Origin of the sequence: Streptacidiphilus sp. EB129, from assembly GCF_041262645.1 — a bacterium.
Classification (GTDB): domain Bacteria; phylum Actinomycetota; class Actinomycetes; order Streptomycetales; family Streptomycetaceae; genus Streptacidiphilus.
On record NZ_JBGCCS010000072.1, the window covers coordinates 1 to 17,720 of the forward strand.

13 protein-coding genes are annotated in these 17,720 nt (G+C 70.8%); 5 read left to right on the forward strand and 8 right to left on the reverse strand.

The annotated features are described in order from the left end of the window. Positions 1-163 precede the first annotated feature (163 nt). Positions 164-1,852: a beta-propeller fold lactonase family protein gene (locus ABH925_RS36630; RefSeq protein ID WP_370155749.1), complete on the reverse strand. Its 1,689-nt coding sequence runs from the start codon at positions 1,850-1,852 to the stop codon at positions 164-166. Positions 1,853-2,113: 261 nt separating this feature from the next. Continuing rightward, the gene (locus ABH925_RS36635) at positions 2,114-2,773 is read right to left on the reverse strand and encodes a TetR family transcriptional regulator (RefSeq protein WP_370155751.1); all 660 of its coding nucleotides are present in this window, start codon (positions 2,771-2,773) and stop codon (positions 2,114-2,116) included. Positions 2,774-2,893: 120 nt separating this feature from the next. Here ABH925_RS36635 and ABH925_RS36640 point away from each other — a divergent pair, with 120 nt between their 5' ends. From ABH925_RS36640 to ABH925_RS36650, 3 genes are all read left to right on the forward strand, one after another. After that, positions 2,894-4,027 carry an FAD-dependent monooxygenase gene (locus tag ABH925_RS36640; RefSeq protein WP_370155752.1) on the forward strand — a complete coding sequence of 378 codons (1,134 nt, stop codon included), beginning with the start codon at positions 2,894-2,896 and terminating at the stop codon, positions 4,025-4,027. 93 nt (positions 4,028-4,120) lie between these two features. Further along, positions 4,121-4,885: a dienelactone hydrolase family protein gene (locus ABH925_RS36645; protein WP_370155754.1), complete on the forward strand. Its 765-nt coding sequence runs from the start codon at positions 4,121-4,123 to the stop codon at positions 4,883-4,885. Positions 4,886-4,936: 51 nt separating this feature from the next. Beyond that, positions 4,937-5,215: a DUF6295 family protein gene (locus ABH925_RS36650; protein WP_370155755.1), complete on the forward strand. Its 279-nt coding sequence runs from the start codon at positions 4,937-4,939 to the stop codon at positions 5,213-5,215. 69 nt (positions 5,216-5,284) lie between these two features. On the opposite strand, the gene ABH925_RS36655 is transcribed toward ABH925_RS36650, so the two are convergent. Next, a complete protein-coding gene (locus ABH925_RS36655) occupies positions 5,285-6,646 on the reverse strand; it encodes a cation:proton antiporter (RefSeq protein ID WP_370155757.1) in 1,362 nt (453 codons plus the stop codon). Positions 6,647-6,755: 109 nt separating this feature from the next. On the opposite strand from ABH925_RS36655, the gene ABH925_RS36660 reads away from it, so the two are divergent. Both ABH925_RS36660 and ABH925_RS36665 read left to right on the forward strand, forming a co-directional pair. Beyond that, on the forward strand, positions 6,756-7,679 hold the full coding sequence (locus ABH925_RS36660) for an ABC transporter permease (protein WP_370155759.1): 924 nt from the start codon (positions 6,756-6,758) through the stop codon (positions 7,677-7,679). 771 nt (positions 7,680-8,450) lie between these two features. Continuing rightward, positions 8,451-9,839, forward strand: a complete 1,389-nt coding sequence (locus tag ABH925_RS36665) for a helix-turn-helix domain-containing protein (protein WP_370155761.1) — start codon at positions 8,451-8,453, stop codon at positions 9,837-9,839. Positions 9,840-9,936: 97 nt separating this feature from the next. Here ABH925_RS36665 and ABH925_RS36670 read toward each other — a convergent pair whose 3' ends face one another. The 5 genes from ABH925_RS36670 to glgA all read right to left on the reverse strand — a co-directional run bounded on the left by ABH925_RS36670 (position 9,937) and on the right by glgA (position 17,516). Continuing rightward, positions 9,937-11,481 (reverse strand): phosphotransferase, encoded by a 1,545-nt coding sequence (locus ABH925_RS36670; protein WP_370155762.1) that lies wholly within the window; start codon positions 11,479-11,481, stop codon positions 9,937-9,939. Positions 11,482-11,601: 120 nt separating this feature from the next. After that, the gene (locus ABH925_RS36675; RefSeq protein ID WP_370155763.1) at positions 11,602-13,284 is read right to left on the reverse strand and encodes a flavin-containing monooxygenase; all 1,683 of its coding nucleotides are present in this window, start codon (positions 13,282-13,284) and stop codon (positions 11,602-11,604) included. 164 nt (positions 13,285-13,448) lie between these two features. Beyond that, positions 13,449-14,132, reverse strand: coding sequence for an NAD(P)-dependent oxidoreductase (locus ABH925_RS36680; RefSeq protein ID WP_370155764.1), 684 nt, complete (start codon positions 14,130-14,132; stop codon positions 13,449-13,451). 130 nt (positions 14,133-14,262) lie between these two features. Further along, a complete protein-coding gene (locus tag ABH925_RS36685) occupies positions 14,263-15,714 on the reverse strand; it encodes an ABC transporter substrate-binding protein (RefSeq protein WP_370155766.1) in 1,452 nt (483 codons plus the stop codon). 614 nt (positions 15,715-16,328) lie between these two features. After that, entirely contained in the window at positions 16,329-17,516 is a 1,188-nt protein-coding gene (glgA, locus tag ABH925_RS36690; protein WP_370155769.1) for a glycogen synthase, read from the reverse strand. Positions 17,517-17,720 lie beyond the last annotated feature (204 nt).

The following is a 17,720-nucleotide window of genomic DNA, read 5'->3' on the forward strand; positions in this document are numbered from 1 at the left end:
GGCCCCCCCCCGCCGCCCCCCCCCCCCCCCCCCCCCCCCGCCCGCCCCCCCCCCCCCCCCCCCCGGCCGCCCCCCCCCCCCCGGGGGGGGGCGGCGGGGGGCCCCCCCCGCCACTGTGGTGACGGACCGGGGACTCCTGCCGGTCCGGGACGGTGCCGTTGTGTCAGTCGCAGCTGATGATCAGCGAGGTGACGACGGTGCAGGTACGGGTGGCGCTGTCGTTGCCGGGGTTGAGGTCGACCGGATCACTGGCCGTGCGGGTGGCGGTGACGGTGTAGGGGAGGTTCAGGGTGAGCAGCCCGACCGGCACGGAGAAGTGCCGGGTGGTGCTCGCCCCGTTCGCCAGCGCCCCGGCCCCGCAGCTGACGGTGCGGCCGGAGACGGTGCAGTCACCGGAGGTCGCGGTCATCGGACCGGGCAGCGGAACGGTGACGGTGGCCGAGGCCAGCGCCGAGGGGCCGTGGTCGGTGATCGTCACGGTGTAGTCGATCCGGCCGCCGAGCAGCCCGGGCACGGGCGTCGCGGCCAGCGCCACGCCCACGTCCGCGGCGGCGTAGCGGTACTGGTCGGCGCCGACCGCCGCGCTGGTCCCGGCCGGCGTGGTGACCTGCACATCCACGGTGCCCACCGGTGCCGCTGGGGCGACCGCGGTGCAGGAGGTGGCGGTGCAGCTGAAGGACACGGCGCTGTGGCCGGGCCCGAAGCTGACGGCGGTGGTCCCGGCCAGGTGGGTACCGGTCACGGTGACCGGGGTACCGCCCGCGGGCGGGCCGAAGGCGGGGCTGACGGACGTCACCACCGGCGGCGGGCCGACGGTGAGCGGGATCGCCAGGCCGGCCGGGCTGTGGCCGACCGGGACGGTGGCGCTGATCGTGGCGGTGGCGGTGTTCAGCACCGTCACCGCGCTGGAACCGAGGTCGGTGACATAGGCCTGGGTGCCGTCCGGAGTGAACGCCACCCCCTGCGGGTCGGTGCCCGCGGCAACGGTGGCGGTCACAGCGCGGGCGGTCGTGTCGACCACCGAGACGGTGTTCGCCGGGCCGTTGGCGAGGTAGGCGTGGGTGCCGTCCGGGCTGAGCGCCAGTGCGTAGGGGGCGGCGGCAAGCGGCACGGTGCCGGTGACGGTCCCGGTCGCGGTGTCGATCGCCGAGAGGGTGTGGTCGTCGAGGTTGGCCGTGTAGGCGAGGGTCCCGTCCGGGCTGACCGCGACCGCGACCGGGAAGGCGCCGACCGGGACGGTCGCGGTGACCGTACCGCTGCCGGTGTCGATCACCGACACGGTGCCGGAACCGCTGTTGCTGACGTATGCGCGCGATCCGTCGGGGCTGACCGCCACCGCGTCCGGGCCGGCGCCGACCGGAATGGTGCCGGTCACCCGGTCGGTGGCGGTGTCGAGCACGGACACCGCGTCGGCGCCGAGGTCGACGACATAGGCGTGGGCCCCGTCCGGGGTCAGCGCCACGGCCGTCGGGCTGGAGCCCACGGTCGCGGTCGCCACCAGCGTGTTGCTGACGGTGTCGAGCACCGACACCGTGTTGGAGCCGATGTCCGGCACGTAGACGCGGGATCCGTCCGGTGCCGCCGCGACCGCCTGCGGACCGTCGCCGACGGCGACGGTGGCCCGGACCGTGCCGCTCGGCGTGTCGATCACCGACACGGTGTTGTCGCTGGCATTGGCGACATAGGCGGTGGCCACTCCCCCGGCCGGGGCCGCTGCCCGGGCCGAGGTGACGGCGGGTCCGGCCAGCCCGGCGACCGCGAGCGCCACGGTGACCACCGGCCCGACCACGGCCACCACGCGCCGCCGGCGCCCGCCGCCCGCCGGTGCGGACCAGGCAGGAAGAGACGACACCCGAACGACGGACTCCGGGCCCGATGTCGCCGGAACGCCTGGCTCTGGGATTAACGAAGACACCCGCAACCTCCCCCTCGCTCCGCTCCGCGACGGCGGGCACCGGAGGCACCCGTGGACCACCGCGACGCGGCACAGCACCACCCGGGACCGGCACCCCCACGAGGGCGCGCCCGCCCCGTCCGGCCGTGAGCCAGGATCATGCCAAACCGGACCCGCCACAAGAGGGCGGACCGTCCCAGCGCCCCAGCGCCACAGCGGTTACGGCTGGGGCCGCGGCCGCGGCCGCGGGTGGAGGATCGCCTCGACGGCCGGGGCGAGGGCGGCGGTGACCGCGTCCGGGTCCAGCGCGGCCACGGCCGGAAGCCGGAGCAGGTAGCGGGTCACCGCGAGCCCCAGCAACTGGGTGCAGACCAGCGCGGCCCGGCCGGCCGCCTCCGGGCCGAGCGCGGCGGCCAGGGCGGGGGCGACCTGGGTGCCGAAGATCTGGTGGATCCGCTGCGCCGCGCGCTCGTTGGTGACCGCCGAGCGCAGCAGCACCAGCAGCGCGTCATCGGCCGGGTCCCCCTCCCAGCGGTCCAGGAAGTGACGGACGATCACCTCCGACAGCCGCTCCGGCGGAACCGCCGTCAGGTCCGGCAGCCGCAGGTCGATCGAGAGGGCCGCGTCGAACAGCTGCTCCTTGCTGCCGAAGTAGCGCATCACCATCGACGGATCGATCTCCGCGTCGGCGGCGATCGCCCTGATGGTGGTGCGCTCGTAGCCGTGCGCGGCGAAGCGCTCGCGGGCGGCGCGCACGATGACCGCCTTGGTGCGGTCCGAGCGCTTCCCCTGCGCGGCGTCCTGAACTGTGCCGTCCTGAACCGTGCCGTCCGGAACCGTGCCGTCCTGAACTGTGCCGTCCTGCCTGCTCGCCATCATGTCAACGACTGTAGGCCAACAAGTGTTGACGCTCAACCGAGGATGCGCCACGATGATGTCAACAGGCGTTGGCCAACAACCGTTGGCAACGGTGGCAGCACGAGCAGTGGAGGTACTCCCATGAACGCCGCGACTCTCCCGGCCCGCACCCAGGTCGCCATCGTCGGCGCCGGCCCCACCGGCCTGGCACTGGCGCTCACCCTCGCCCGGGCGGGCGTCGGCTACGTCCTGCTGGACCGGCTCGCCGAGGGGGCCAACACCTCGCGGGCCGCCGTGGTCCACGCCAGGACGCTGGAGGTACTGGACGAGCTCGGCGCCGCCGAGGGCCTGCTCTCCCGCGGTCTCCCGATCACCCGCTTCGCCGTCCGCGACAGCGGCCGCGCGCTGCTGACCCTGCCGTTCGACGGGCTGGACACCCGGTACCCGTACGCCCTGATGATCGCTCAGTCGGAGACCGAGAGCGTGCTGCTGGAACGGCTGCGCGAGCTCGGCGGTGAGGTGCACCGCCCCTACGAGGTGCGGACCGTGGTCCAGGACCAGGACGGCGTCACCCTCACCATGAGCACCGGCGAGACCCTGCGCGCCGACTACGCCGTGGGCGCCGACGGCATGCACAGCGTGGTCCGCGAGGCGGCCGGGATCGGCTTCAGCGGCAGCCAGTACGCCGAGTCCTTCGTCCTGGCCGACGTGGCCATGGACTGGGCGCCGGGCGCCGACGAGGTGTCACTCAGCTTCGACGCCGCCGGACTGACCGTGGTCGCCCCCCTGCCCGGCGACCACTACCGCATCGTCGCCACCGTGGACGAGGCGCCGGCCGAGCCCGACCTCGACCTGGTCCAGCGCCTGCTGGACGCCCGGGCCCCCGGCCAGGCCCGGGTCACCGGCCTGGCCTGGTCCTCCCGCTTCCGGGTGCACCACCGGATCGCGGACCACTACCGCGCCGGGCGCCTGCTGCTGGCCGGCGACGCCGCCCATGTGCACAGCCCGGCCGGCGGCCAGGGCATGAACACCGGCATCCAGGACGCCCACGCCCTGGGCCTGGCCCTGGCCTTCGGCGACCTGGACGACTACGAGGCGCAGCGCCGTCCGGTGGCCCAGCGGGTGGTCGCGCTCACCGACCGGATGACCCGCGTCGCCACCACCCGCAGCCGCACCGTCAGGGCGGCCCGCAACACCCTGCTCCCGCTGATCGGCCGCAACCGGGCCGCGCGCAGGCGCTTCGCCACCGAGATCGCCGAGCTCAACTACCGCTGACCGGCCGGTCACCGTGAAACCGACCGGCACCGGACGGCATACTCGTGCCGAACATCGGAACCAGTCGGACCAGCGCAGAAGACGAGGCCCAGCATGAACGACGCAGTGTCGGACGACGCGGTGGTGGCGGAGACCACGACCATCACCGGCGCCGGAGGCGACCGGATCGAGGCCTACACCGCCCGGCCGTTGGGGTCGGCGCCGCGCGGCGGCGTGGTCGTGATCCACCACATGCCCGGCTACGACCGGTCGACCAAGGAGATGACCCGGCGGTTCGCCGCCGAGGGTTACAACGCGGTCTGCCCCAACCTCTACAGCCGCGAGGCGCCCGGGGCCTCGCCGGACGACGCCTCCGCCACCGCCCGCGCACTGGGCGGCGTGCCGGACGAGCGGCTGGTGGGTGACGTGGCCGGTGCGGCCGCCTACCTGCGCGGACTGCCGAACGCGAACGGCAGGGTCGGCGTGATCGGCCACTGCTCCGGTGGGCGGCAGTCCTTCCTGGCCGCCTGCAGCCTGGACCTGCAGGCGGCCGTGGACTGCTACGGGGCCTTCGTCACCGACCGCGTCCCGGAGGGGTTCCCGCTGTCGGTCGGCCCGATCGGGCACCTGGCCAAGGACCTCTCCTGCCCGCTGCTCGGCCTGTTCGGCGCCGAGGACAAGTACCCCTCTCCCGAGGCGACCGCCGAGCTGGCGGCGATGCTGACCGAGCACGGCAAGGCGCACTCGTTCCACACCTTCGAGGACGCCGGCCACGGCTTCTTCGCCGTGGACCGCCCCTCCTACCGCCCGCAGGCCGCGGTGGCCGGCTGGGAGCTGATCGACGGCTTCTTCCGCGACAACCTCGCGACCGGCAGCTGAGCAGCCGACCGAACCGCGGACCCACCCGCGAACCGCCGTCAAGGAGACAGCATGTGCACGTATCTGACCGAGATGGTCGAGCTCACCGGCAGCGGCAAGGGCGCCGAGGGCTACTTCCCGCTGACCCGGGCCATGGTCTACGTCGACCACCCGCAGCACGCGCCCTATGAGCACACCGTGAACGTCGACTTCCTCAACCCGACGCTCGGACCCTCGGCCCGGGTCGCCGTCGAGCTGACCGAGGAGGGCGCGCTGGCGCTCATCGACGCGCTGCGCGCGGCCCTGTCCTCCGCGCCCGCGGGCCTGGCCTCGGAGGCCGGCCCCCGCTGAGCCCCCCGCTGACCACCGGTCAGCGACGTGCCCGCGCCTCGCCCCAGGCCCCGGCCGCCCCGGCTCCCGTCACCACCCGGCCCTGTCCTCGGCCCCCACGTCGCCCTCCGCCCCGGCCCCGATCCCAGCACCGACCCCGGCCCCGGGCCGGGCCCGGGCTTCAGGCCGGCCCTGGACGCCGGGATCCGGCTCGGCCGGGGCGCCGGGGGGCTCGGGGCGGCCGTCGAGCAGGGCCAGGGCGGGGCCGGCCAGGACGGTGGTCACCAGGGCCACCACCACCAGGGCCTCGAACAGGGTGCGGCCGATCAGTCCGGCCTGGTAACCGGCCGAGAGCACCACGATCTCGGTCAGGCCCTTGGCGTTCATCAGCACGCCCAGCCGCAGCGACCCGCGCAGGCCGAGGCCGGCCCGCAGGCCGACCACGGTGCACGCGATCAGTTTGGTGGCACCGGCGCTCAGCAGCAGGACCAGCACCAGCGGCACGAAGCCACGGGTGGTCAGTGCCGCGCCGACGTTCACCAGTTGGCCGGTCCCCAGGAAGAAGCAGGGCAGCAGCGCCGCGGCCAGCGAGCGGACTCCGGCGGCCGCCTGCGCCGGCACCTCGCCGGGCCAGGCCGCGCCCAGCAGCAGCGCGCCCAGCATCGGGTGCAGTCCCAGCGCCGACGAACCCGCGGCCGCGACGCAGATCGCGGCGAGCAGCGGCACCAGCCCCCAACGTCCGCCCCCGGCGGCCGATGCCGCCGCCGGGAGGCGCGGACGGGTCTGCCGGCGGTGGATCAGCACCCCCGCCGCCAGCGCGGCCGCCGCGCCCGCGGCGACCTGCAGCGGACCGATCACCCCGCCCAGCCACAGCGCCACGGCCAGCAGGGTCCAGCAGACCCCGTCCCCCAGTGACGCGCTGGCCAGGCTCAACCGGCCGACGCCGGTGTGCTCCAGGGCGCGGTCCTGCAGCAGCCGGGCCAGAACCGGGACCGCGGTGACCCCCAGGGCACAGGCCAGGAACACCGCCAGCTCGGCGCTGCCGCCGTGACTGCCGTCCAGCCGGTGGGCGTGGAAGGCCGAGGTCAGCACGAGGGCGGCACCGGCCGGGGCCAGCAGCGAGGCCGCGGTGACCTTCAACAGCGGCGCACCGCTGCCGCGTTCGGACGGTCCCGGCCCCGCCAGGTGCCCGCCGATCTCGAAGGCGTAGAGGGCCAGGCCCACCTGGCCGAGACCGTTGATCATCGGCATGACATCGGGACCGAACAGCGCCCGGCGCACCCCGGGCAGCAACTCGCCCAGCAGCGTGGGCCCGAGCGCGACACCCACCAGGACCTCGGCCAGCACGGGTGGCTGGCCCACACGGGTGGCCACCCGTCCGGCGAGCCTGGTCAGCGCCAGCAGGACCGCTAGACCGAGGAGAAACCGGGTGGTGGCGTCCAAGGCAGTCACATGCGACCCTTCCGCAGCCGGGTGTCGGTCGTCTCGGCGAATATGACTGATACTTTGACAATCAGTAATATAGCCTGTCAAGCAATGACTGTCCATGCAGGGAGGCTCCATGGGCCGGTACGCCGCCCGCCGTCTGCTGCAGCTGATACCGGTGCTCGTGGGGACCAGCCTGCTGGTCTTCACCATGGTCTACGGGCTGGGCGACCCGGTGAAGGCGCTGTTCGCGAACCATCCGGTCGACCCCGCGGTGGCCCGGCAACTGCGGCACAGCCTGTGGCTGGACCGGCCGCTGTGGGTGCAGTACGGGCACTACCTGCTCGGCGTCGCGCACGGCGACCTGGGCGCCTCCTTCGACGGACAGCCCGTCACCACCCTGCTGTGGACCGCCTTTCCCAACACACTGAAGCTGACCGCGGTGGCCTTCACGATCGAGTGCACGGTCGGCATCGGCCTGGGCGTGCTGACCGCGCTGCGCCGCGGCGGGTTTCTGGACACGGCGGTGCTGGGCGCCACCGTGCTGCTGCTGTCGGTGCCGGTGTTCGTCACCGGGTCGGTGCTGCAGTACCTGGTCGGGGTGCGCTGGGGGATCGCCCCGGTGACGGTGGGCGCCGGGGCGCCCTGGATGGACCTGATCCTGCCCGGCGTCGTGCTGGCGACGGCGCCGCTCGCCACCGTGGCCCGGCTGACCCGCGCGACGGTGGCCGAGAACGCCCGGGCCGGCCATGTGCGCACCGCGGTCGCCAAGGGCCTGCCACGGCGCCGGGTGATCACCCACCACCTGCTGCGCACCTCACTGATCCCGGTGGTCACCCTGCTGGGCACCGACCTCGGCGCGCTGCTCGGCGGCGTGCTGGTGACCGAGCGCATCTTCAACATCCAGGGCGTCGGCTACACCCTCTACCAGGGTGTGCGGGAGCAGAACACCCCGACCGTGGTCGGCTTCGTCACCGTGCTGGTGCTCGGCTACCTCCTCGTCAACCTGCTGGTGGACCTGCTCTACGCGCTGCTGGACCCGAGGATCCGCTACGCCTGAACGGCTTCTTGGCGGATTCCGTGGCATGCCCCGGGCGCCACGGACAACAACAGTTGAATGTGCAATATAGCGGGGCCGGACATGAGTCCACCCCAGGATTCGGAACCACAAAGACATGGAGCGCCCCAGAAGTCCTTTTTGTAACATGCGGACGGAAAGCGTCGAAAAGCTGTACACCCGTCCTTATGACGGGGGTTCTGCCGACACTCCCGGACCACGCAATACCTTTTTCCGCCAACCCGCGTCCGGATTGCCGCCCCCGTCCCGACATGCGGAAGGCCCGTCCCCGGTTGCGACTTGCCACCGGAGGGCAGGCCCGGAAAATAACGCTGGGTCAGCAGCAGGGTCCGCCAGTCATCGGGCTCATGTATCCGTTGCCGCGCGGCGGCACCGCTCGGTCAGATGCGCCGGAATGCTGCAACGCCACCAGGGCGACGATCGACAGCGCACTCAGAACTACCGCAAGCAGAAGCATGATTCTATTCATGGTGCACCAATCCCCTCCATCAGTACGCATGACAGGAGGAGTCAAGTCGATGCACACATTTGTGTCAAGTTATACTTTGGAGGGAGACGGGAATGACATATTGACATGACCATGGGATGCGTGACCTCACGCATCACAGTCCCGGACCAGGAGGCGGACCGCCCGGCTACTTGCCGTGTGGATCAGAGTCATGTATGCAGTAATCACGGACACGCGCCGTAGTCGTGTGCGTGTCCCATGGGAGCCCGGGAACGACTCCTTCGGCGCTTACAGGAGGCAGTTACGTGTTCGCTGACCAGACAGCCAGCTCGGATGCAGTCGGGATCGGCCGCCGCGTACGTGAGCAGCGCTTGGCTCGCGGGCTCCTTCAGCAGGACCTGGCGACGGCCGAGATATCGGCCAGCTACATCTCGCTGATCGAGGGCGGCAAGCGCACCCCGTCGCCCTCCGTGCTCGCCGCGCTCGCCGAGCGTGTCGGCACCACCGTGGAGTACCTCCGTACCGGCCGCAACGAGGCCGAACTCAACGACCTGCGCCTGGAGCTCGGCTTCTCCGAGATGGCCCTGCGCAACGGCTCGCACGGCGAGGCGCTGCAGAGCATCACCCATGTACTGACCAAGTCCGCGGTGCTCAGCCCCGAGTTGCTGTTCCGGGCCCGGTTCGCCCAGGCCACCGCCCTGGAGCGGCTGGGGCGGCTGGAGTCGGCCATCTCGATCCTGCACGACCTGACCAAGGACCGGGCGCTGGTCGTGGGTTCCGCGCAGTGGGCGGAGGTGAACGTCTCGCTCTGCCGCTGCTACACCATCACCGGCGACCTCAGCATGAGCGTCGAGGTCGGTGAGCGCGCGCTGCAGCGGCTGGACTCCCTCGGCCTGGAGGTGACGGACGATCACATCCAGCTGGGGGTCACCCTGGTGGGCGCGTACTACCTGCGTTCCGATTTCACCAGGGCCCACCTGCTCAGCGAGCGGCTGCTGGCGCAGGCCGAGAAGACCGAGTCGCGCGCCGCGCGCGGGATGGTCTACTGGAACGCCGGCCTGATCGCGGAGTCGCGCGGGGACCGGAACGAGGCCGTCGCGCTGGTCGAACGGGCGCTGGGGTTCATGGCCGAGGGCGACAACCACCGTCACCTGGCGATGCTCAAGAGCCTGCTCGGCTGGCTGATCCTCAGGTCCGAATCCGGCGACCCGGCCGAGGCCAAGTCGCTGCTGGAGCAGGCCGTGGGCATGCTGGTGGAGACCGGCAGCGTGCATGAGATCGGCGATTCCGAAGTCGGCCTGGCCCTCGCGGACATGCGGCTGGGTCTGCTCAAAGAGGCGCAGGAGCACGCCAGTCGCGCGGTAGGGATCCTGGCCAACGAGAACAGCGGGGTGGCCGCCGAGGCGCTGGCCACGCTCGGTGAGACCCAACTGCTCAACGGCGAGACGGTGCACGGCGAGGCCTCGCTCCGGGGCGCCGCGCGGCAGCTGCGGCAGCTGCGCCGTCCGGACATGGCGGCGGCCCGGGTCTACCGCTACCTCGGCGACGTGTGGAACCGGCACGGGAACCCGGACGAGGCCATGCGCGCCTACCGCGACGGCCTCACCGCGAGCGGCGCAGAGGGACTGCCGGTCACCGAACGTGCCGCCTACGAGGCCGCCCGCGCGCACGACCACGCCGTCGACAGCAGATGAGACGCGCGGTGGCGTCGCGTGACAGGGGGTGCGGGGCCTGACCCGTTCGACGGGCCGGGCCCCGCACCCCTGTCGGGAGGCGAGCCGAGTTCGGGGTTCAGTGGCCGTGGGCGAGGCGTTCGACCGCGGTCATCGGGATGTGCAGCCAGCCCGGACGGTGCTGGGCCTCGTGGACGGCCTCGTCCACCGCCTTGTCCGCCTCGAAGGCGCGCAGTTGCACCGGGTGGCACAGCGGGTCCGCTCCCCCGGCCTCGGCGTAGCCGAGGCTGAAGGCACGTCGGTTGCGCACCGCCCAGGCCTGGGCCCGGCGGGACTGCCGCAGCCGGGCCGGTATGCCCTGGGCCTCGTCGCGGGCCCCGACCGCGTCGCTGTTCCCGGCTCCGCGGGCGGGCCGCCGGGGAGCGTCCCTGACCGCGGCCCGCACGCCGGACAGCGCCTGCTGGGCGGCGTAGTCGAAGGAGCGCAGCATGCCGGCGACGTCGCGCAGGGCGAGCTGCGGCAGCGAGCGTTCGGCGACCGGCCGGGCCGGCTCGCCCTCGAAGTCGATGATCTTCCACCCGTCGGCGGTCCACAGCACCTGCCCCAGGTGCAGATCCCCGTGGATGCGCTGGCCCGGCAGCCCCCGGCCCTGCGCGGCGACTCGGGCGTAGTCGTCGTAGAGCCCGGCCAGCCCGTCCGCGTAGACCTTCAGCCTCGGGACGCTGTGCACCGCCTCCTGGAGCCGCCGGCTCATCGCCTCCGCCTCCGCCAGCGCGCGCTCCGGGCTGAGCCAGGTGCGCGGGAAGGACTCGGCCAGGGCGGTGTGGACCTCGGCGACCGCCGCGCCCAGCGCTCGTGCCTGGGCGGTGAATCCGCCGGCCGCCGGCAGCGCCGGGCTGTCGCCGTTGATGCAGTCGGTCGCCTGCCGGACGGCCAGCTCCCAGGCGTCGGTGGAGCGGGGGTAGAAGTCCTCCACGATGCCGAGGACGAAGGCGCGCCGCGCGGCCCCCGGGGTGTGCAGCCAGCCGGTCAGCCCGGGCGTGCGGGGGCAGCCCGCGGTGGTGAGCGCCCGTAGTACCTCCACCTCGGGGTGCGCGCCGCTCTCGGGCCGGCGGAAGAACTTGATCAGGAACCGGTCCCCGAAGACCACCGTACTGTTGCTCCGCTCGACCGACAGCGCGCGCGGGGTGCGGTCCAGCGGTATCGGGGCGTCACCGGTCCCGGTGAACCGCACCGGGACGCCGGGGTATTGCTCGCGAGCGGTGACCGTGCGCAGCAGCCCGCTCATCAACTCCGGGTCCTCGGTGGCCTCGTAGATCCACCAGCCGTCCCAGGGTCCGGCGCCGGCCTGCCCGATGACCGCGTGGTCGAGGTGCGCCGGAAGGCTGCGGCGCAGCCCCAGCAGCAGCTGGTAGGTACGGGTGGGCGCGGTGGCGCGGTGCGCGGTGAGCAGCGAGTGCACCAGCACCATGCTGCTGTTCTGGACCAGCACCGCAGCGCCGAGCGGCTGGAGTTCGTCCAGGCAGCCGTCGTCGTGGGTGAACCAGCGGCGGGTGATCAGCCAGGGCAGGACTGCGGGCAGCAGCGGCCGCAGCAGGTGGTCGGCCTGGAGGGCCGGCGCCTCCTGCGCGGTGAGGCAGGACTCGCACAGGGCGACGGGCATCTCGGGCCTCCCGGCCGGCGGTGTGGATGTACCTGCGGTGGTGCGCGCCGCCCGATCGAGGATCGGGCGGCGCGCACCAGGCGTCCGGTCGGCGTCAGGCTGTCCCGGGCGATCCAGGGCTCAGCTCAGTTCATCGGCCTGGGCTCGGGCGAGCGCGTCTGCGGGGTCGAGCTGGACGATCGGGGGGACCGGTGTGGGGTGGTCGTCGATGGCGAAGCCGCCGAACCCGCTCGCTTTGACGTGCTGGCAGATCGCCCGGTAGAGCGGTGCGCCGCCCAGGAAGATGAAGGCCGCGCGGGGTTTGCCGGGGATGTTGGCGCCCATGTAGTAGGAGTTCTTGGCCTTGGGCAGCAGGGTCAGGTTCAGTAGGCCGTCGGTCATGGTGCCCCAGGCGCCTTCCGCCTCCGCGGTGGCCTCGAACGTCCGCGCGCCGCTGTCGGCCACGGCCTTGATCGCGGCGGCGGTGAAGTCGACGTGGTCCTCGATCGCGAGCGGGTTGTTGTAGAACGCGCTCGCGCTCTGGGGACCGGTGACCGTGAACAGGTTGGGGAACCCGTGCACCGCGATCCCCAGGTAGGCGTGGGGCCCGTCGGCCCACTTCCGGTTCAGGGTGAGCCCGTCGCGCCCCACGATGCCCATCTGCAGCAGCGGGCCGGTGATCGCGTCGAAGCCGGTGGCCAGGATCAGGACGTCCAGCTCGTAGTCGGCCCCGGTGGTCCGCAGACCGGTCTCGGTCAGGGTCTGGATCGGCGCGGACCGCACGTCGACCAGATCCACGTTCTCGCGGTTGAACGCCTCGTAGTAGCCGCTCTCGAAGGGCGCCCGCTTGGTCGCGTACGGGTGGTCACTGGGGCACAGCAGCTCGGCGGTCTTCGGGTCGATCACCCGCTCGCGGATCCGGTCGCGGATGTAGGCGGCGATGGTCTCGTTCGCCTCCTCGTTGAACAGCAGGTCCTGGTAGGTCGAGATCACCAGCCGGAAGCCGCCCTTGCCGTAGAACTCGTCGTAGACCTTGCGCCGCTCCTCGGGCGAGTCGGCCAGCGCCGAGGGACGCGCCGGCTCGTACGGCGCGCCCAGGAAGTTGTCCCGCGACCCGGCCCGCACCTGCTGGTGGTGCTCGGCCAGCCACCGCCGCTCCCCGGGCGCGACCGGCCCGTTGCCCAGCGGCGCGGCGAAGTTGGGGGTGCGCTGGAACACCGTCAGATGCCCCGCGTGGCGCGCCACCTCGGTGATGGCCTGGATACCGGTGGCGCCGGTCCCGATCACCCCCACCCGCTTGCCCGACAGGTCCACCGGCTCGTGCGGCCAGGCACTGGTGCGCAGCACCTGACCGCGGAAACGCTCGATGCCCGGGAACTCCAGTGGCTTGGGGACCGACAGGTTGCCCGTGCCGGTCACCACGAAACGCGCCGTGCACCTCTGCCCGTCGTCGGTGGTGACCGTCCAGTGACCCTGCTGCTCGTTCCAGACCATCGCGGTCACCCGGGTGTTGAAGCGGTAGGCGCGGGGCACGTCCAGGCGGTTGGCAACCCACTCCAGGTAGCTGAGGATCTCGGGCTGCGCGGCGAAGCGCTCGGTCCACTGCCACTCGCGCTGCAGCTCGTCCGAGAACGAGTAGGAGTAGTGCACGGACTCGAAGTCGCACCGCGCCCCCGGATAGCGGTTCCACCACCAGGTCCCGCCCACCCCGCCGGCGGCGTCGAACCCCTGCACCCTCAGCCCCAGCCCGTCGCGCAGCTTGTGCACCGCGTACAACCCGGCGAACCCGGCACCGACAACCACGACATCATGATCAGTACTCATGGATTTTCTCCCCCGTCTGAAGCATCCGTGATGGCGCCAGTGTGGAAGAGAAATCGACGGTCCGAAATACCCATTCGAGTACGGCAGTTGCACATCGTCAGGTCGGCGATTCGGCAGAATACCGGTTCAAGTAGGGCAGTTGTACATCTTCGGGTTGGCGGCAGCTAGTAGCCCACCGTGAACCGGCGCTGGATGTGCCGGGGGAGTTCCGCTTCGTCGATGATCGCCATGGCGAGGTCCTCGGCGCTGATGTCGCTGCGGCCGTCGGCGGACACCAGCAGTTGGTTGCCGCCTGTGCGGAACCGGCCGGTCCGCTCGCCCGGGAGGACCACCCCCGCCGAGGGGCTGAGGTAGGTCCAGTTCCGATTGGACGTGCGGTAGCGGTTCAGCGCATCCCGGTGCGCCCAGACGACGGTGATGTACTCCGGTGGGGCGCCCAGTGACTCCGGCAGAGTGTCGGCGATGCCATCGACGTCACAGAACTGCAGGCCAGGCCGTACCTCCAGGCTGCCCGCACCGCCGACCACGATCACCCTGGCAGCGGGGTGATGTTCCAGGGCGGTCAGCAGCGAGTCCGCGGCCTTGGGCAGGACCCCGGCGTTGGCGATGGCCTCGTGGAAGTCCCGCGCGGCATTGATGGCGTTCACCACCACGTCGACGCCGTCGATGGCGCGGTCGACGCTCTCCGGGTCGAGGACGTCCGCGACGCCCCATTGCACGGCGTCGGTGTTCTGGCCTGCCCGTGACGCGTCCCTGGTCCAGGCGCTCACCCGATGACCGCGGCCCGCCGCCTCGGCGACGACGCGGCTGCCGATGACGCCGGTAGCACCGAATACTCCGATGTGCATGCCCATCCTCTTCCTTCGCCATTCCGAAACACGTCGATCATGGCATCAGCACAGGGAGAGGAATCGATTTTGCAGGACGGGATTCGAGTACGGCAGTTGTACATCGTCAGGTGGACGGTCGCGCGACGTTCTACTTGCGGATGGCGTAGTACTCGGGTGTGCGGAACTCGTCCATCTGTACCTGGGACACGCTGCTGGAGTAGCCGGCGACGCTGTCCTCGTACCAGAGCGGGATCGCGGGCATGCTGAGGACCAACTGCTGCTCGGCCTGCTGGTAGAAGCCGTTCGCCGCGGCGGTGCTGGATGCCGCGTTGGCCTGATTGATCAGCGAGTCGAAGGCCGGGTTGCTGTAGCCGGAACCGTTGGCGGCGCCGTTGGTCGTGAAGGAAGGCTGGAGGAAGTCCTGCGCGAGGGGGTAGTCCATCTCCCAGGAGGTACGGAACGCACCTGTCATCTCCCTGCCGGTGATGTGGTTCTGGTACTCGGCGAAGGTGGGGGTCGGCTCGCCCACGCAGGCCCTGTCGTTACCGAGTGCGCTGTTGATGCTGTTGCAGACCGCGTCCACCCACGGGGCGTTGCCGCCGTCCGCGTTGTAGCTGATGGTCATCGAGCCGCCGGGGAGGCCGCCGGCTGCTGCGATGAGCTTCTTGGCCCTGACCGGGTCATAGCTGCAGTAGACCCCGCACAGTCCGGGGTCGTAGCCGTTGACGCCCGGCGCGGTCCAGTCGCTGGCAGGCGTCACCGTGCCGTTGAGGATCTTACTGGCAATCAGGGCCCTGTTGATCGCCATGGAGATCCCCTGCCGCACCTCGGCGCCCTGTGCGGTGCTCCAGCCCTTCGCGTACAGGGGAAACCCCAGACGGGACAGACTCCCGGACGGAGTGTTCACCACCCGTCCGTGCAGATCCCCCGACGCGTTGCGCAATTCGGTCAGCGGGAGGGTGTCGTCGATGTCCAGCCGACCGGAGAGCAGGTCCGCGTACGCAGCGGTCGTACTGGTGTAGACCTTGAGGTCGATCCCCTTGTTCTCGGGCTTCTGCCGGCCCCGATACCCGGCATAGGGCAGCAGATCTATCTCCTGGCCGGGAACGTAGGAGGCAACCGTGTACGGACCGTCGCCGACCGGCCGCTTTGCCCAGGCCGCCGGGTCCTTGAAGAAGGAGGCGGGCAGCGGGTCGTAGATGAAGGAACCGAGAGTCTGCGGCCAGGTCGAGAACTTCTGGGTGAGCGCCACCGTGAAGGTGGTGGGATTCACGATCTTCAGCCCGGACATCGTGGCGGCGGTGGGCTTTCCGGAGTTGGGCGCCACCGCGGTGTAGCCCTGGATGTACTGAAAGTACGAGCTGTTGACCTGCTGATTCGTCACCAGCGCCGCATAGTTCCAGGCATCGACATAGGAAGCTGCAGTCACCGGGGTGCCGTCGCTGAACGTCCAGTCGTCCTTCAGCTTGATGGTGAAGTGCTGCTCGTCAGTGCTGGTGATCGACGCCGCATCCTCGTAGACCGGGGCCGACGTCTTCGGGTCGTAACTGAGCAGTCCGGTGAGGACGCAGTTCATGACCTTGATGCCATTGGAATCCACAGCATCACCGGGACCGAGTGGATTCTGCGGGGCCCCCCATACCGCAGTGACGATCCCACTGGATACCGGAGTGACACTCCCTGTACATCCGACCATCAGCATGGATATCACGGCCGCACCGGCCGCCACCTTGGCAAACTTTCCCTGATGCAACAGATTCCCCTCCCAAGAACCGACAATTCACGCACCAGGGGCGGACCGTTCGTCCCGAATGCGTGGCTCTGTCAGGCCCGCGCGGAAGGTCCGACACAAACACTGCACCCGCCCCGCGAAGCACACCCGAGCGACCAGCAAGAGTGGTGACATCGTCGGCGACACTCTGTCATACGACTCCAAGGCAGTTGATCACCGACCCCCGGACGGCGATCGTCCACACGCGTAGATCCAAGAGACTCGACCCCGGCCCCGGACCATGGCGATCCATGGCGGGGCCGGGGTCAAACTCCAAGCAGCTCAAGGCAGAAGCGACCGTGCCCGCACAGGCTATCTGCCGCAGACTCGCCTGCGCCATGGCGCCAGGCCTCAGGGAGGCCCCGAAAGCCCAGGGGGCAGCAGTCAAGGCCTACAACCTGTAAAGTGATCTTACGGACAGGACGGCCGGCCTCGGCCCCGCCTCAGCGCGCGGCAAGCCCCTTGTAGATGTCCAGCGTGCGTGCTGCGACAGTTTTCCAGGAGAATTCTGCTTCCGCCCGGAATCTCCCTTCGGCTCCCAGACGTTCGGCATGGGCGGGCTCGTCCAGAATCCCGTTGACTGCTTCTGCGAATGCGGCGGCAAAATCCTCGGGGGCGACCGGATCCCCGTATTCCTCGGTCTGCTCCCCCAGCGGAACCAGCAGGCCTGTCCTCCCGTCCTGGACGACCTCCGGAATTCCTCCGACGGCGCTGGCCACAACGGCCGTGCCGCAGGCCATGGCTTCCAGGTTCACGATCCCCATCGGCTCGTACACCGAGGGACAGGCGAACACCGCCGCATGAGTCAGGAGTTGACGGAGCGAGACCTGGTCGAGCATGCCGTCGATGCGAAAGACGCCCGATCTGACCTTGCGCAGGCCGTCGACAAGGTCCGCCACCTCGGCGGCGATCCGGGGCGTGTCCGGCTGTCCGCAGCACAGCACCAGTTGCGCCTCCGGCCGAAGGGCGAAGGCGGCACGCAGAAGGTGCTGCAGGCCCTTCTGACGGGTCACCCGACCCACGAAGAGAACGATGGGGCGGTCCGGATCGATGCCGTACCGCTCCAGGGCGGCCGTCCCGTGGTCAGGCAGGTAGGCATCGGTGTCGATGCCGTTGTGGAGGACGTGAACGCGCTCCGGTGACACCTGGGGGTAGACCCGCAGGATGTCGTCCCGCATCGAGGAGGACACCGCGATCAGGGCGTCCGCGCTCTCGGTGGCGACGCGTTCCATCCAGCTCGACAGCGCATAACCGCCGCCCAACTGCTCGGCCTTCCAGGGCCTGAGCGGTTCCAGGCTGTGCATGGTCATCACATGCGGAGCACCATGGAGCAGCGCCGCGGTCCGGCCCGCCATCGCCGTGTACCAGGTGTGGGTGTGCACGATGTCGGCACCCGCACAGTCGCCGGCCATGGCAAGGTCAGCGCCCAGATACTGCAGGGAGCTGTTGTGCGGAGCCAGAGCCTGCGGCAGGGGGTACGACGTCACCCCGGGCTCGGCGCGGGGCTCGCCCAGGCAGCGGACTCGGACGTCTGCAAGGCGACGGAGGGCGCGGGTGAGCTCCGCGACATGGACTCCGGCTCCCCCGTACACCTCCGGCGGGTATTCCCGGGTGAGCAGATCGATGCGCATGGAATTCCCATCCCCCTACCACGACAGCGTCTTGCTTCGGAGCAGAGTCAAGAGTGGCTGATGACCGAACGGGTGTACATGTGTAATGCACGTAGTGCCCGCGAGGGCCTAGTACTGCAACCGCATCTGGGCGTGACTGTGAGCGTGCGTGCTCGTTGGTCTGACTGTGTGCTGATGAGCTGACGGTCAAACAAGTTGAGGCGT